Here is a 14,780-nt window from a genome sequence, read left to right on the forward strand (position 1 = left end):
TATGTGGCGGCGCAAGCGGATTTCCGGCAAACCGATGTTGAGCTGATGCGTTGATAGTGAGGAAGAGATGATGAAGGCATGGTGTGCCATTCTGTTGACGCTAATCTTGATGGCCAGCCCACCGGCGAGTGCGTCTACACCAGATGATACGTTAGTGGTGGCGGTTTCTCTGAATGGCATTATCAGTTTTGACCCGGCGGAAAGTTTTGAAACCGTCAGCAACAGTAGTCTTACCTCGCTTTATCAAGGGTTGGTGGCGATTGATCGCACTCAGCCGACCCAACTGAACCCCGATCTGGCGCTCAGCTGGCGCGAAGGCCAGGATGGAAAAAGCCTGATCTTTACTCTCGACCCCGATGCAGTGTTCGCCTCCGGCAACCCGGTACTGGCTGACGATGTCATTTATTCGTTGACCCGATCAGTAAAACTTAACAAAACACCTGTGTTTATCCTGAACGAATTGGGATGGAAGCCCGGTAATATCGATATGCAATTTCGGGAAATCGACGATCATACGCTGGAGATTCGCTGGACCAGTGATATTGGCAGCGAACTGGCATTGCGCTTGTTATCGGCGAGCGTCGCACTGATTGTTGACGGCAAGGTAGTGGAAAAACACAGCGAGCATGGCGATTTTGGCAATAAATGGCTGAAGAGCCATTCGGCGGGTAGCGGCAGCTATCGCATTCGCCATTATCTGCCTCAGCAGGCGCTGTTGCTGGAGAGTAACCCATACACGCGTCGCCCCCCTGCACTGGCGCAGGTGATATTGAAAGATGTCTCCGACCCTAGTGTACGCCGCTTGTTGTTGTTACAGGGCGATGTTGATGTGGCCTACGATCTGGGTGCGGATCAATTCAGTGCGCTGGAACATCAACCGGGTGTCACTGTGAGCATGACGCCTGGATTTAAGATTTACTATCTGGGCTTCAATACTCGCAGTAACACCGCTCCCTTTCTGAGTCAGTCCGCCTTTTGGCAGGCGGCACGCTGGCTGGTCGATTATCAGAGTATTGCCCATCGGTTGCTGAAAGATCAGTTTTGGGTGCATCAGAATTTCCTGCCGTGGGGGTTTGACGGTGCGTCGCAAGAAGAGCCGTTCCGGCTTGATGTGGAGAAAGCCAGACGTTTGTTGCGCGACGGCGGGATAGCGCCGGGCAGCCGGTTTACGCTGCTGGTAACCAATCAACCGCCTTATATTGAGGTGGCGCAGGCGCTGCAGGACAGTTTTTCCCGTGCCGATATTCGTATAGATGTGCAGGCGGTGACGGAGAGTGAACTCTGGACGCGTATGCGCAGTGGCCGTTTTCAGGCGGTCTTCACCTATTGGGGACCGGATTATATCGACCCTAATAGTAATGCCAGTGCATTTACCTTTAGCCCGCCGGGTGGGCCGGGTACGCTGGTCAGCCGATTAGGCTGGGTCATCCCTGAGTTGAGTTTGTTGACCAAAGCGGCGGCTGTGCAGTGCGAGTCACAAATGCGACGCAACATCTATCTGCGATTGCAGCAGGCTGTCAGGGAAGATTCGCCGTTTGTAGTGATGTTGCAGGGAAAACGGCTGGTGGCGGTGCGTAATACGCTGGTGAATGTCCGCCAGAGTATCGCCAATTCCATGCTTTACTTTGATGAGATCAGCAAGGTGAAAACGCCCGCATCACCATGAGCGGTACGCAATCCGCCGCCCGGTTTGACGAGCCAACACCAGGGATCTGGTCAGCAGGCCGCCACTGCTTTTTCACTCGATGCCATTCGTTCAATCAATGTGCGTTCTTTTAATCAACGCACATTTTTTCAATCACGGTATTTTTTTTCAATCAGCGCATTAGTGCTGACCGCTCCGGCAATACACAGCGCCATCGGCACAAAAAAATCGTTGTTGATGCGGGTCAGTTCCATGATCAACACCAGACTGGTGATCGGCATTTTCATTGAGGTTGCCAAAAACGCTGCTGCGCCAATGACGGCGTAAGCGCCCGGCTGGTTGTGTGGGAAGAACCACGACCAGATGCCGCCCAACGCTATCGCCAGCAATGCACCGTTGGCCAGACCGGGGGTCAGCAAGCCGCCCTGAGCGCCAGCGCGCAGGCTACTCCATTGCACCAACACCTTGCATCCTAATAGCAACAACGCCATGGATACCGACAACTGGCTGGTGAAACTCAGTTCTGCCGGGCCTTTGCCGTTACCCGCCAGTTGCGGCAGGATGATGACCAGCAAACCCAGCAATGCGAAGTTGAGCAGGTTGGTGATGATGAGACGGGCGTTTTGTGGTGAGTGTTGGCGGGCATGACGGGTGAGGCGGACGAACAGCCAGGCGGCTCCCCCGAAGAGTGGCCCGGTGAGCAGCGCCCATACGGTCAGGTTGCCAGAGACATCCAGCGGCAGGCTGAGGTGGTATTGATATTCATCGCCCAGACCGATGCGCGCCACCAGCGTCGCCAGCGAGCAGGTCAACAGCGCCGCCAAACTGGTTTTAATGTGAACTCGCGCCAGCAAGACTTCAACCACAAACAGCGCGCCGCCAAGCGGTACGTTATAGACTGCCGCCAGTCCACCCCCGGCGCCACACGCTATCAACAGCCGGGTATCCTCCGGGGTCATGCGCAACGCATGGCAGAGATGGGTGGCAGCCAGTGCTCCCAGCTCTCGCGGTGCGACTTCTCGTCCCAGCGGCGATCCAAGCGCGACGGTAGTAATTTGTAGCAGAACGTGGATTATCGTCTCTTTTACCGGCATATCTGGCTTTTCTGCCTGTAATGCCGCGGTAATGCTCACCAGACGACGACCATAGCGATAGAGTGCATACCACCCCAGTCCTGCTACCAGACCACAGAGTAGCAACACAATAACGCGTCGGATGGGTGCTGCTGCCGAGACGCCTTGTAAAAAACTTTCTTCGCTAATGATATGGTCCAAACTATAACCATAGGCCAGATGTTGAATGGTATGGAGCAACAGCGCCAGCAACAGACCACCGATGCCGGCGAGTATGCCGGTTGACAGTAGCGCAACGATGAAACGAATACGCTGGGACATTATTTCGGACATACACACCCACATCGAACACAGAGAACCGCATTGCCGCGCATTGACTTCTCACCGTACATTGTAATTGTTGCCTATTTTGCGTGTTGCATATTCTACTGAATCTATCTCAACCGCAGGTATCTGGGCCGCAATGCATCTATCAGGCAAATACATCGATCAGGTAATACATCGATAGGAGACGGCAACATGACGAGCGACCAACAACCGTCAACCTATCAGCGCATTACAGGCGCTGACTGGCGTCATATTTTTGTCGTGGGCGATATACACGGGTGCTATCAGCAACTGATGGTAACGCTGGAACAGGCTGGGTTTGATACCGACCGAGATCTGCTGGTATCCGTAGGCGACATCATTGACCGCGGGGACGAAAATCTCGCTTGTCTTGATTTGTTGCAGCAGCGCTGGTTTCGTGCGGTACGCGGCAATCATGAGCAAATGGCGTTGGACGCACTTAACGATACCGGGCGCATTGCCCTGTGGCGAGCCAATGGCGGCGACTGGTTTTTCCGGTTGACTGGCGAGCGTCAGGCATTGGCACGGCAGTTGCTGGCTCAGGCGGCACAGTTGCCCTATGTCATCGAGATTGAGACTGTGACCGGCAAACGCACCGTGGTGGCTCATGCCGATTACCCGGCGGAACGCTATCGGTATGGTCAGCCGCTATCCTGGACACAGGTGTTATGGAGCCGACAGCGTGTCAGCCGGGCGATGGCGGGTATCGGCGGACCAATTATCGGTGCAGACCGTTTTCTGTTCGGGCATACACCATTGCGTCAGATCCTGAGATGCTGGAATGTGCAGTATATCGATACCGGCGCTGTATTTGGCGGTGAATTGACGCTATGCCGAATTCAGGATGGTATTAGCCCATAACGACAGATTATTACCGGGAAAAATTCACACTGTTTGACTTATCTCCTGCGGATTGAAGAAAGCGATCTATGATTAATACTTCGGGTTCTGAATTCGAATCTGGCATTTTATGAACGAGGATAGCGTCGTGAAAAAGTATTTTTTCCAATTATTATGTATGTCATGTTTTTTATTTACCGCCACGGTGGGCGCGAAAAATACTCGGTTGAATGATAATCAGGTCAGGCAAATCATGATTGAAGAATCGATAGCCGATTATTCGGGAAATTGTGCCTGCCCATATAGTTCGGACAAAAATGGCAGGCGTTGTGGCGGACGTAGCGCCTGGAGTCGTAAAGGCGGTGCCGCGCCGCTTTGTTATAAAGATGATATTACGAAAGAGCAGGTGGTGCGCTGGCGTGAAGCAAATAAAGAGCGTGCGAAGTAATACTCACCATAGTCAGACACCCGAAAATAGAGATTAATGCCCGAAGTAGCAAGAGTGGCAATAGAAGTAGCAATAGAAGTAGCAATAATAGTTGAAATAATGTGATTATCTCACGCCCTGATGATGACCTCATCAGGGCGTGTTACTGACGGTAACCGGATTATCGGAATACGTGTAATGCCTGTTCCAGCCGATGTGCTTGTTGCCTGAGCTGGTCTGATGCCTGTGCACAGGCGCTTACCTGGGATGCATTTTGTTGGGTAATCTGTTCCAGTTCTTCTACTGCCCGGCCTATTTCAGACAGCCCGACGGTTTGCTCTTTGGTTGAATCGGCAATATGCGAAATCAACTCACTGACGCTATTTACCCTGGCCACGATGTTCTGTGTGCTGTCGCCCGCATCCCTGACGTGGGTTGACCCATAACGAACCTGCGCCACGCTGGACTCGATCAACTGCTTGATCTCATTGGCGGCGCTGGCGCTACGTTGTGCCAGACTACGCACTTCACCAGCCACAACGGCAAATCCTTTCCCTTGTTCGCCGGCGCGTGCGGCTTCTACCGCCGCGTTCAGGGCCAGTATGTTGGTTTGAAACGCGATGTTATCGATGATCGAGGTAATACCGGCGATTTTCTCCGAACTGGCGACAATACTGTCCATGGTTTTTTCCATTTCGCCAATTACCCGACCGCCGCTGATGGCGGCATCACAGGCGGTTTCAGCCTGCTGGCTGGCTTCTCTGGTGGTGGTGGTGTTGGTTTGTACGGTGGTATTGATTTCGTTCATGGCGGCGGCGGTCTGCTGCACATTCGCGGCGGTGCGTTCGGCATGGTCGCTCATGTCTTCACTGCCGTGGGCCAGGTCGTCGCTGGCGGAGCGGATATTCAGCACCTGCATACTGATGTCATCCACCAGCCAGCGAAACATTAGCCCCAACTGCCCGATAGCGCGCTGGATGGTGCCAATCTCATCGGCGCGATTGCCATAATCAATAGTGTTGACGTTGCCGGTAGCGATATCTAACGCTTGCCGTTTGACCATTTCGACCGGGGCGATTAACTGCCATTCCAGTAAACCATCCAGCAGTAGCATCATGCCGGTCATAAACGCACTGGTGCTATAAAAACCGGTGTCAAAACTGCCATGAATCGCCCAGAACACGATATAACTGATTAACGCCGCCAGCGCGATAAGCCCCCGTAGTCGCCAGCGCATGGAGATAAAATTCAGGCGTGAAAAGAGTCCGGTCAGGCCGGTGCGAAACAGCACCCCTTTTTCTAACTTCAGATTGTTACCCTGAGCGCTTTGCATCGTCTGATAGAGCTTTTCCGCTGCATCCACTTCCTGACGCGAAGGTTGGGTTCGGACCGACATATAACCGGTCGTGCGGCCATGGCGCACAATCGGCACGGCATTGGCCCGTACCCAGTAGTGATCGCCGTTCTTGCGCCTGTTCTTAACCAGCGCTGTCCAGGGCTCCTGTTGCTCTAGTGTTTGCCACATGTCACGGAAGGCTTCAGCCGGTACATCCGGGTGGCGAACAACATTATGTGGTTGCCCATCAATTTCGTCAGGATCGAAACCACTGACCTGAATAAAGGCGTCGTTAGCATAAACAATATGACCGTCTACGTCGGTGACCGACATGAGTGTGGCATCCTTATCAAAAACGTATTCCCTTTGTGTGACTGGCTGGTTGTTGCGCATTTCAGGTCCTCTTGAAAATTATTCTTAATCTGGACTTCAGGGTATGCTGTATTAAAAAGACATATGCCTGTCATACTTCAGGTTGCAGGTGTGCTTTTATTATTGGTTCTCTCCAGTTTTGCTGCTTTAGCGCCGATGTAAACCGCGTTCAACGCTATTTTTCTGCCATTCAAATTATTTTGGCTATAACGAATTATGGGTTAATAACCATTTTTTCTGACAAAGGATAAATGGAAGATAAAACGTATCTTTAATGCAAAACGTTTTTATTTACATGGCGGTTAACTCCCTGTCTGTCAATGTGGCTGGGAACAATGCATGAGATTTTTTTTTACTTTATCGTAACGCCTTGGGGAACTCTGGCGATATATATCCATGACCCTGATATGAAAAATCAGGGAATCCGGCCACTAACGGCTTGGTTCATTAAAGGATAGCGGAGACATGCATACCCGTCATACTTCAAGTTGCAGGTGTGTTGGCTGCGTTCGTTCACCCGAATCACTTACCAGAGTAAGCTCATCGGGATTCACTCACTTGCCGCCTTCCTGCAACCCGAATTATTTTGGGTATATGCTGTTTGACCCGATATCATTTTAAATTTAGCACTTGTCTGGAAAATTTCATTTTTTGAAGAAAGTAATGATGTGCTATCTCAATAGAGGATGCGCTATCTCAATAGCGTAATGATAAATAAAACGGGTAATGGCGGCGGTATTGTTTTTGGCATCAAAGAAAAGCGGCGCGCATCACTTATTTGGGTACGTGGTGATATAACCGCAATTCTTGCCGTGGTTCAGCTTGCGACTTTGCTGTGATTCGATTTTGCTGAGTTATGGCATCAATAAGTGGCGTCGTTTGTCCTGATACATGGCGGCATCGGCCTGACGGATCAGTTCATTGGCGTTAAGCGGGGCGTCTTGCGGTAAAATGGCACGTCCTATGCTGGCGGATAACGTAATGGTTTGATGACGGATAGTGATCGGTCTTTCGATCTTCGCTTTCAGTTTTTGGGTGATAGCGTGAATTTCGTTGGTCAGATTACGTTGCTCATGGATAACCATCAGAAATTCATCGCCCGACAGACGGCCAATGAAATCGTAAGACCGGGTGTTCTGGCGCAGCAGACGGGCGAAGGTTTTGATGACGCGATCACCAAAATCATGCCCGAACTGGTCGTTATAGTATTTGAAATTGTTGATATCGAAAAACAACAACGCCAGCGCGCCGCGCCGTTTTTTACCCGACAAACGACCCAGATAGCTGATGACTGCTCGCCGGTTGGGCAAGCCAGTCAGATGATCGTGATTGGCTTCAAACGTCAATTGATCACGGAGTACCGTCAGGTGGGTGATATCGGTGGAGAGAATATAGGTGCCGAGTTCCGGCGACTCGGCTGGTGCCAACTCAGTGTGCAAGGTGACGCGTTGACCATCAGGCATGTCCAGCACATGCTCCAGGGACATGGGATGTTGTTTCTGGCGAGATTCCTCCAGTTGAGGCAACAGTAGCGTCAGTACCTGCGGGCGGAATATCTCGTGGATATTGCGCTGGTATGGGGCGCCATGCTCAAGGCCGATTAGCTTGCGCAGGTGGCGGTTGGCGAAAACCAGTACGTTGTCCGGGCTGATGCAGGCAATCATCGCCGGAATATGGTCGGTAATATCCTGAATAAATTGATGGCTCTGACGCAGTTCGGCGGTGCGCTGTTCCACCCGATTTTCCAGTTCCAGACTCAGCTCGCGCAATGCCAGTTCAGATGCTTTCTGATCACTGAGATCGGTCAGCGCCAGCAACAGACCGAACTTGCTGCCGTCCGGATTGCAGAGCACTGAAATAGACACCTGCGCCCACAGCTCGCGCCCATCTGAACGAATATAACGGTGTTGTTGCGTGCTCTCCCACACGTTGCTGTCCATCAACAGGTCGTAGTTGCTCATTAATGCAGGTAAGTCTTCCGGGTGGACGACGTTGTCCAGCGGCAGCGTCAGTAACGTTGCTTCGTCGTAGCCGAGCATGTCGCAAAGCGCATGATTACATTTGAGTGGCCGCTTGTCCGGCGCTACCAGTGCCAGACCAATAGCGGCGCTGGAAAATATCTGCTGGTTGATGTAATCCGCCAGATACAGCTTCTCCTGAGCGATGGTTTCGCGTGCCTGCATTTCCACTTTATGCAGCACGGTTTGTACAATACAGGCCAGATCACTCAGTTGTTGTAGTTCATCGTCGCTAAATGTACGTGGTTGGTGGTGGTACAGGCACAGCGCGCCAATCGGCGTGCCGAGCGAGGAAAGCAGCGGATAACTGGCGTGAAAACGGATCGGATCATCGCCGGTAACCAGTGGATTAGTTGCGAAGCGTTGATCCAGCAAGGTATCGGGAACAATCAGCGGCGCGTTGGCGTTCACGGTATGAGCACAGAAGGAAAATTCGATAGCCAGTTCCTGACGGGGAAAATTGGCTTTCGACAGAAACCATTGTCGTTCACTGTTTACCAGTGAGATCACCACGCTCTGAACCTGAAAAAAAGTCCGGGTGATGCGTGCCAGGCGCGGTAGCTCTTCGCTGGGCTGAGTGTCAAAAATATTCAGCATACGCGCGAGGATATCTTGTTGTTCTTCACTGCAACGATGGCATGGGGACGTCATGACGAAACCTTATAGAACCTGTTGATAGTGGCTGGCAGCTCCATAAAAGAGAAGCGCTAAGCTGATGTCGCCGTCCCACAATTGGCTTGAGCATCTTTCCGGTGTGATTCAAGAGTAGTTATCGGTAGGTGACACACCGCAGCGCGGCTTTTTTAAGTGAAATGTGCGATATGTCACCCTTTGAGAGGCACTTCCTGCGTGCTTTATTTCAACCAGGTTTGGAACCGGTCATCACCACGGCGGCACGCAGCAAATCCCCAGACATTTACTCAGGTAAGTGACTGGGGGGAGTGAGAAAAGCCAACACAGCGGCAACTTGACGTATGACGGGTATAGACGCATTCGCCGTGGATATAGGTGGCACGGATGTTTCGGTCGTCGCCTTGCATCATCAAGGCGAACAGCCGGGAGTCCAGCGAGGTGGACTGTTGCTGGCGTAATTGTTGCAGTGGGGTGGCGGCCCAGTCCAACACGATGAAATCAGCGTCTTTACCCGGCAGGAAATTCCCCAGCCGGTCATCCAGCGACAGTGCGGTGGCTCCGCCCAGCGTCGCCTGATACAACCCTTCACGCGCCGAGAGTTTTTCCCCCTGCAATTGCTGTACTTTGTAACCGTCGCTGAGTGTTTGCAGCAATGACAGGCTGGTGCCGGCGCCGACATCGGTTCCCATGCCAATGCGAATCCCCGCGGCTTTTAGTGGATGCAGTCTGAACAGACCGCTGCCTAAAAACAGGTTTGAACTGGGGCAAAACGCCACGGCGGATTGGCTTTGCGCCAGCGTATGGATTTCATCCGGTTGCAGGTGAATGGCATGGGCAAACACGGAACGACGCCCGGTCAGCCCATGGTGATGGTAAACGTCAAGATAGTGTTGCTGTTCAGGAAACAGTGATTTAACCCAGGCGATTTCGTCCGGATTTTCGCAGAGGTGGGTATGCAGATACACATCCGGATACTCCTGCAATAATCGACCCGCCAGTGCCAGTTGCTCTGGGGTGGAAGTCGGTGCAAAGCGCGGCGTGACCGCATAGCGCAATCGTCCGCGGCGATGCCATTTTTCAATCAGCGCCTTGCTCTCGTCATAGCTTTGCTGCGCGGTATCGCACAGGTCATCCGGCGCATGGCGGTCCATCATCACCTTGCCGGCAATCAGGCACATGTTTTTGGCTTCAGCGGCGCTGAACAGCGCATCAACCGATTGCGGGTGCACGGTGGCGAACACCAGCGCGCTGGTGGTGCCGTGTCGCAGTAATTCCTGAATGAAGAATTTGGCTCGATTTGCGGCGTAATCTTTATCGGCGAACTTGCGCTCGGTGGGAAAGGTGTAGGTATTAAGCCAGGACAATAACTGCTCGCCGTAACAGGCAATCATTTCGGTTTGTGGGAAATGGATATGGGTGTCGATCAATCCCGGCATCAGCAACTGGCCGCGGTAGTCAATCACCGTCATTGCCCGGCGATCAGCGTCGGTAAGGCTGTCATACGGCACAGCGCCTTGAATGCGTCCGTCGCGCACCAGCAGCAAGCCATCCTCAATAAAACGGGTGGCCTGCGGGTTATGCAATGGGTCGGCGACAAAGTGCAACAGACTGGCGCGGTAAGCCTGAGTGGTTTCCATCATGCGTGTTCTCCCTGCTGAGGAACAGGAAAACAGCGTGCATTTACGTGACGTTTTTCCTGCCCTCATGTTGTTCAAAACGGTGTTAGCGTCTGATTTTTGACGGTGAAGGGGGGAAGGGCACCATCGTCACGGCAGGATTCATCCCTTGCGGCGGCGGCCCGTCAGGCGGGTATCGTCGTGGCAAGTGACTGAAAATCAGCAAAAGCCATTCGATACTAAAAGCCGACGGCGGTCAGCGTCAATAATACGTTTTTCTGATAGCGAGATAATGGAAGTAATAAAAACACATGGTGTGTATTGATTATAAAAAAACCCGCCGGGCGGCGGGGAAAGACGGTCAGAAAAGTTAAGGAAACACGGAGTAGGAGAGAAATTATTACTTACTTTCGCCTTCGACCGGCTCAGTCTTACCTGGCACCATGATGGAGCGGGTAATCGCTTCCATGGTAACGAAGGTGTGACCACAGTTTACGTTAGTGCACTGGTGGTAACGCTCCTTGGTATTTTCAGACAGGTAGCGACTGGAACGGGCATGAGCGGAATGACGGCAAAGCGGACAATGCATCATGTTGAAATCACCTTATGTGTACGAGTTAGTTAAACATCTTACACACATGGTACGTCACATAATTCGAATTTGCAAACTATAAATTCGAAAAGTGGTTTATCGTGTGGCGTTTGCGCTATCGACAACGCTATAGCTTATGTCGTAGGCGACATCCAGCATCGATACTTCCAGCTCAATGGCGGTGGTAAAACCGTTACCTGCGATGGTGTGGGTCAGTCGCTTGATAGTCCACTGCCGTTCGTCGATCACCTGCTTGAATCCTTTCAGATTCACCAACGCGCCGGGTTTCAGATTTTCCATGCCTTTTGCCAGCGAGATCGAGAACGTCACCGTGCCACGTTGGGTTTCACGCCACTTGCTCAAGGCTGCCTGCGTGGCTTCATCCTGACTGGAATAGGTGGTTTGTAGCGTTTGCTGACTGTCCTCTTCCCCGGCCAGATAATCGTCTGTAGACGGCTCGGATAGCTGGGTGGACGATTTGGCGTTGGGGTGTGACGGCGATGTCTCCGTTTGTGCTTTACGCTGACGGCTTATCTTCACAGTATGTGTTTTTGCATCGTTGCTGTCATGCCAGTTAGCGGTGACCGACGTGTTGGCGATGCGATCAGCAATCGTAAAACTGTGTGAATCGCCATCGCTGCGTTCGATCAGATAAGTCGCTACATTTTTGCCGTCTGCCGCCGTACCGTTGCCGGCGACAAAAAGTCGCAACGTATCGCTTTTTATCGCCACCGTACCGCTGTATTTTCTGGCCAGACGGCAGAGGAACGATAAATCGGACTCTTTGGATTGGTTTTCGTGCACAATCGCCGTATTGGCCAGAGTGGTTTCAATTGACGGCAACAGACTATAACGTTCAGCAATCGTCCGGGCGATATCGCCAAGCGTAGTGGTGTTATAGGAGCCATCACGTGGCGTGTTGATGTCGCCACGAAAATTCACACTACGTGCGTTGAGGGTAATTCTGTCCGGCGCACCGCTATGGCTGACCTGGTCAACCACAAAGGTGCCTTTGTCAACCAATGCCTTGCCTTTCCAGCCAATTTTGACGCCAATTTTCTCACCCCGTTTAGGCATGAGCACTTTGCCGTCGCTGTCGTCGATATCCAGCGATAGCTGGTCGGACTCAAAGCCCATGACATCATGTAATGACAGTGAAATGAGTCGCTGGCTGAGGTTGCGGGTCGTTTTGGTATCGCCTGACGAGTCCGTCAGCGTGATCAGGTAGTCCGGCGCGAGTTGATCGGCAATACCGATGCGGTTATTCACTATCACGAGAAGACACCTCCGATGGCGGCTTTGGCGGAAGCAATAGCCGGCGTGATTTGCTGGTTATACAAATCGGTAGCCTGCTGGCTGAGGTCGCCAAACATGGCGATCAGTGATTCATCAACACGCGTCAGGTTAATCGAAAATTCGATACGCTTGGCGCTGCCGTTGGAGAAGAATTCCGTGTTGGTGTGTTGCAAACTCTCGATAACGTACATGCCGTAAATGGTGCCGCTGCCTTCGATAAGCGGCCAGGCACGCCCTGTGCCCGCCATCAGTTCCAGCGCCGATAACGAGAGTTTACTGAACTTACCGTTGATTTCCGGGCATAACACGCCATTGAGGCTGATGGTTTCATTTCCCTGCCCTAAAAACTGTTGCGCAGGACGCAGGCCAATGCGGCCATTATTAGCCCAGCGATAATTGACATTACGACTGAGGGTGCTGTACGGCAGCGTTTGCAATTGAAATACAAATAAACCCAGTGCAAGCATCATCATATTATCCTCATGAAATGAGATTAGAGGTCATCGAGTTGTAGGAATAGGCGCTGCTATTCGGGCTGTATTTTCTCAGTGCCTCTTCAATGTATTGTTTAATTACGTCGAGGTTACTGTTTTCCGGTACGGTGATGGTGATGTTATTGACCACGCGCTGGTCAAAATACTGTTGTGATGCATTCGGAGAGAGGGCGCTGTAATGGCCGTTAGTCATATCCGACTGTAAGCTGGCGTGGTTTTCCACACTGTTTTGACTCGTCAGGCCCGGCTGACTGAGCAGTTGCATCGCCGATCCTGAAAGCGCCTGCAGATTCTCCAATCCTCCTTGAAAATCAGCGCCGCCATCGCCGTCATCCAGATCTGCATAGCTTAATGCAGTGAGCATCATGCTGGTTTCTTCCATGCCAACGAAGGATTCCTGTGCGGTTCCGGTGAGTGCGTTCAGTCCTTCGGCACCGGTTTGCGATGTCGCACCAGGCTGTGGCAGGAGGTTGGTCGGCAGGTTGAGGCTCTGTTGCGCATTCAGCAAGGCGGCGACATTTCCCGGCAGCGAGGGGGCAGCAGCACCGCCAGCCAGTCTGGCAGACGGCACCAGACCGGCAATGTGCTGTTGCGCCTGCATCGCCGCGGCTGCAGACAAATAGATGCTGTTGACGCCGTCACTCGCCTGGGCGATGAGCGACTGCGTCACGCCTGAACCGGGACTCTGGCCTGACCGTGAGAAACCGGCATTGTCCGTACCGGAAAGGGCGTGAGCATTTTTTAATGCGGAAGAGGCCGGGTTCAGGGCTGCGGTCAGCACGTCGAATCGTCTGGCCAGGTTACCCAACATGCCCAGCTGTGCTGCGGCAGAAAGTCTGCCGCTTTTTTTTCTGCTGGTGCGATTGTTTTTCGGCGCACCGACGGCGTTGAATGCATCGCCATGGCTGATTTGACCGGCTTTGCTTAAGAAATCCTGCAACACACTGTTGATTTTACTCAGGTACACATTGTCCCGGAGCGGCGAGAAAATGCTGTTGTCCTGAGCGTTGTTGCGTTGCGTTGCCGTCGGCCCCGCGTTCGGGGTGGTTGATGGCTTAGGCATAGTCTTGTCCACTTCGTTGTAGCGCCCGGCCACGCCAGTTAATCAACTCTGCCAGGCTCATGGGGAAAAGTTCTGACGGCGGCCAGTGGAACACCACAGCGATATCCGCCATCAGGTCGTCAACCGTGAGGCTCGGTGGAGGCGTTAGCGTACCGAGCCCGGTGATAAAAAACTGATCACCTTACCGGCGAATTCAAGCAGGTCAGGCAGTTCCAGCCCCATGACATCGGCTTCGGTCAGGGCAGGGTAGGTGATGCGCGGCAGCAACTTAATCAACGCCTCTACATCGGCGCTTGCCAGGGCGGCCAGCCCGATGCCGCGCAGCGTACCGGCAGTGGGTGTGAGCAGCGTGATGGCGTCGATCAGGGTTTCACCGCGTTTAATCGGGGTGTTCAGGGTAATCACATGATGTTGTGCAGTGGTTTCAGCCGTCATAATAAAGACTCCAGTTTTATCAATAAGATCAACAAGAATGGCCAGCCGTAGCTGGCCATGAAGCGGTCATTACAGACCGATATTGCGGCGGTGCTGTTCCAGACGGTCAACGCCGTTGACTTTTTCGATCATGTTGATGGTGTCGATTTCAATCATATCGACGCCGTCAATGATCAGTTTGTAGTAGGTACACTGGGTGGAGATGCGTACGTCGGTTTCTTCCCCTTGCTTGGATTCGCCGCTGTCAATCGACTTGTGGCGACCGCGCAATACGATTTCAACAGCGGTGATGTCACCGGTGTCATCACGCTGGTAAGAACCGGCGAAACGCAGCGGAACCGCATCGGCGCCCGGCAGTGCGTACTGGCTCCAGAAGGCGCTGTCCGGCAGACCGCCCATGTTCCATTCCATCACCAGCGCGTCGTTGTCCAGACCGAAATCTACCGGTGCAGAACCTTGCATACCGCCGCCACGGTAGTTTTCCAGTTTGCGGGTCAGTTTCGGCAGGGTGACGGAATGCACCTGGCCCATGTAGCTCATACCGTCGTTGAACAGGTTGAGATATTTAAGTTTACGTGGCAGTGCCATGAGT

14 protein-coding genes are annotated in these 14,780 nt (G+C 52.7%); 3 read left to right on the top strand and 11 right to left on the bottom strand.

The window, feature by feature from the left end; all coding sequences use genetic code 11:
* Positions 1–70 precede the first annotated feature (70 nt).
* On the top strand, positions 71–1,666 hold the full coding sequence (locus tag Dpoa569_RS08295) for an ABC transporter substrate-binding protein (RefSeq protein WP_128569817.1): 1,596 nt from the start codon (positions 71–73) through the stop codon (positions 1,664–1,666).
* Between the two features lie 128 nt (positions 1,667–1,794).
* Here the strand turns inward: Dpoa569_RS08295 and Dpoa569_RS08300 are convergent, their stop codons facing one another.
* Positions 1,795–3,051 carry a chloride channel protein gene (locus Dpoa569_RS08300; protein ID WP_146411232.1) on the bottom strand — a complete coding sequence of 419 codons (1,257 nt, stop codon included), beginning with the start codon at positions 3,049–3,051 and terminating at the stop codon, positions 1,795–1,797.
* Positions 3,052–3,237: 186 nt separating this feature from the next.
* Between Dpoa569_RS08300 and Dpoa569_RS08305 the strand changes: the two genes are divergently transcribed.
* Both Dpoa569_RS08305 and Dpoa569_RS08310 read left to right on the top strand, forming a co-directional pair.
* Entirely contained in the window at positions 3,238–3,927 is a 690-nt protein-coding gene (locus Dpoa569_RS08305; RefSeq protein WP_042870926.1) for a metallophosphoesterase, read from the top strand.
* Positions 3,928–4,054: 127 nt separating this feature from the next.
* A complete protein-coding gene (locus Dpoa569_RS08310) occupies positions 4,055–4,354 on the top strand; it encodes a hypothetical protein (RefSeq protein WP_042873941.1) in 300 nt (99 codons plus the stop codon).
* Between the two features lie 160 nt (positions 4,355–4,514).
* Here the strand turns inward: Dpoa569_RS08310 and Dpoa569_RS08315 are convergent, their stop codons facing one another.
* The 10 genes from Dpoa569_RS08315 to Dpoa569_RS08360 all read right to left on the bottom strand — a co-directional run bounded on the left by Dpoa569_RS08315 (position 4,515) and on the right by Dpoa569_RS08360 (position 14,776).
* On the bottom strand, positions 4,515–6,062 hold the full coding sequence (locus Dpoa569_RS08315; protein WP_042870924.1) for a methyl-accepting chemotaxis protein: 1,548 nt from the start codon (positions 6,060–6,062) through the stop codon (positions 4,515–4,517).
* A gap of 833 nt (positions 6,063–6,895) precedes the next feature.
* Entirely contained in the window at positions 6,896–8,710 is a 1,815-nt protein-coding gene (locus tag Dpoa569_RS08320; RefSeq protein WP_042870922.1) for a bifunctional diguanylate cyclase/phosphodiesterase, read from the bottom strand.
* A gap of 269 nt (positions 8,711–8,979) precedes the next feature.
* Positions 8,980–10,332 (bottom strand): guanine deaminase, encoded by a 1,353-nt coding sequence (guaD, locus tag Dpoa569_RS08325; protein WP_050569454.1) that lies wholly within the window; start codon positions 10,330–10,332, stop codon positions 8,980–8,982.
* 376 nt (positions 10,333–10,708) lie between these two features.
* Positions 10,709–10,900 (bottom strand): ogr/Delta-like zinc finger family protein, encoded by a 192-nt coding sequence (locus Dpoa569_RS08330; protein ID WP_042870920.1) that lies wholly within the window; start codon positions 10,898–10,900, stop codon positions 10,709–10,711.
* A gap of 96 nt (positions 10,901–10,996) precedes the next feature.
* Positions 10,997–12,175 (bottom strand): contractile injection system protein, VgrG/Pvc8 family, encoded by a 1,179-nt coding sequence (locus Dpoa569_RS08335; RefSeq protein ID WP_042870918.1) that lies wholly within the window; start codon positions 12,173–12,175, stop codon positions 10,997–10,999.
* Entirely contained in the window at positions 12,172–12,666 is a 495-nt protein-coding gene (locus tag Dpoa569_RS08340; RefSeq protein WP_042873939.1) for a phage tail protein, read from the bottom strand. The genes Dpoa569_RS08335 and Dpoa569_RS08340 overlap by 4 nt, the downstream gene beginning before the upstream one ends.
* A 10-nt stretch (positions 12,667–12,676) precedes the next feature.
* The gene (locus Dpoa569_RS08345; RefSeq protein WP_042873938.1) at positions 12,677–13,753 is read right to left on the bottom strand and encodes a hypothetical protein; all 1,077 of its coding nucleotides are present in this window, start codon (positions 13,751–13,753) and stop codon (positions 12,677–12,679) included.
* Entirely contained in the window at positions 13,746–13,865 is a 120-nt protein-coding gene (locus Dpoa569_RS08350) for a GpE family phage tail protein (protein ID WP_012769533.1), read from the bottom strand. Before Dpoa569_RS08350 ends, Dpoa569_RS08345 begins: the two co-directional genes overlap by 8 nt.
* Positions 13,866–13,897: 32 nt before the next feature.
* Positions 13,898–14,188: a phage tail assembly protein gene (locus Dpoa569_RS08355; RefSeq protein ID WP_042870916.1), complete on the bottom strand. Its 291-nt coding sequence runs from the start codon at positions 14,186–14,188 to the stop codon at positions 13,898–13,900.
* Positions 14,189–14,257: 69 nt separating this feature from the next.
* Positions 14,258–14,776 (bottom strand): phage major tail tube protein, encoded by a 519-nt coding sequence (locus tag Dpoa569_RS08360; protein WP_042870914.1) that lies wholly within the window; start codon positions 14,774–14,776, stop codon positions 14,258–14,260.
* Between the last annotated feature and the right edge of the window lie 4 nt (positions 14,777–14,780).

Source organism: Dickeya poaceiphila, assembly GCF_007858975.2.
GTDB lineage: Bacteria > Pseudomonadota > Gammaproteobacteria > Enterobacterales > Enterobacteriaceae > Dickeya > Dickeya poaceiphila.

What these genes read in the sequence shown, in the direction of transcription:
- Dpoa569_RS08295 (WP_128569817.1), top strand. Translation starts at nt 71, where the DNA reads ATGAAGGCATGGTGTGCCATTCTGTTGACGCTAATCTTGATGGCCAGC.
- Dpoa569_RS08300 (WP_146411232.1), bottom strand. Translation starts at nt 3,051, where the DNA reads ATGTCCGAAATAATGTCCCAGCGTATTCGTTTCATCGTTGCGCTACTG.
- Dpoa569_RS08305 (WP_042870926.1), top strand. Translation starts at nt 3,238, where the DNA reads ATGACGAGCGACCAACAACCGTCAACCTATCAGCGCATTACAGGCGCT.
- Dpoa569_RS08315 (WP_042870924.1), bottom strand. Translation starts at nt 6,062, where the DNA reads ATGCGCAACAACCAGCCAGTCACACAAAGGGAATACGTTTTTGATAAG.
- Dpoa569_RS08320 (WP_042870922.1), bottom strand. Translation starts at nt 8,710, where the DNA reads ATGACGTCCCCATGCCATCGTTGCAGTGAAGAACAACAAGATATCCTC.
- guaD (WP_050569454.1), bottom strand. Translation starts at nt 10,332, where the DNA reads ATGATGGAAACCACTCAGGCTTACCGCGCCAGTCTGTTGCACTTTGTC.
- Dpoa569_RS08330 (WP_042870920.1), bottom strand. Translation starts at nt 10,900, where the DNA reads ATGATGCATTGTCCGCTTTGCCGTCATTCCGCTCATGCCCGTTCCAGT.
- Dpoa569_RS08340 (WP_042873939.1), bottom strand. Translation starts at nt 12,666, where the DNA reads ATGATGCTTGCACTGGGTTTATTTGTATTTCAATTGCAAACGCTGCCG.
- Dpoa569_RS08345 (WP_042873938.1), bottom strand. Translation starts at nt 13,753, where the DNA reads ATGCCTAAGCCATCAACCACCCCGAACGCGGGGCCGACGGCAACGCAA.
- Dpoa569_RS08350 (WP_012769533.1), bottom strand. Translation starts at nt 13,865, where the DNA reads ATGGCGGATATCGCTGTGGTGTTCCACTGGCCGCCGTCAGAACTTTTC.
- Dpoa569_RS08355 (WP_042870916.1), bottom strand. Translation starts at nt 14,188, where the DNA reads ATGACGGCTGAAACCACTGCACAACATCATGTGATTACCCTGAACACC.
- Dpoa569_RS08360 (WP_042870914.1), bottom strand. Translation starts at nt 14,776, where the DNA reads ATGGCACTGCCACGTAAACTTAAATATCTCAACCTGTTCAACGACGGT.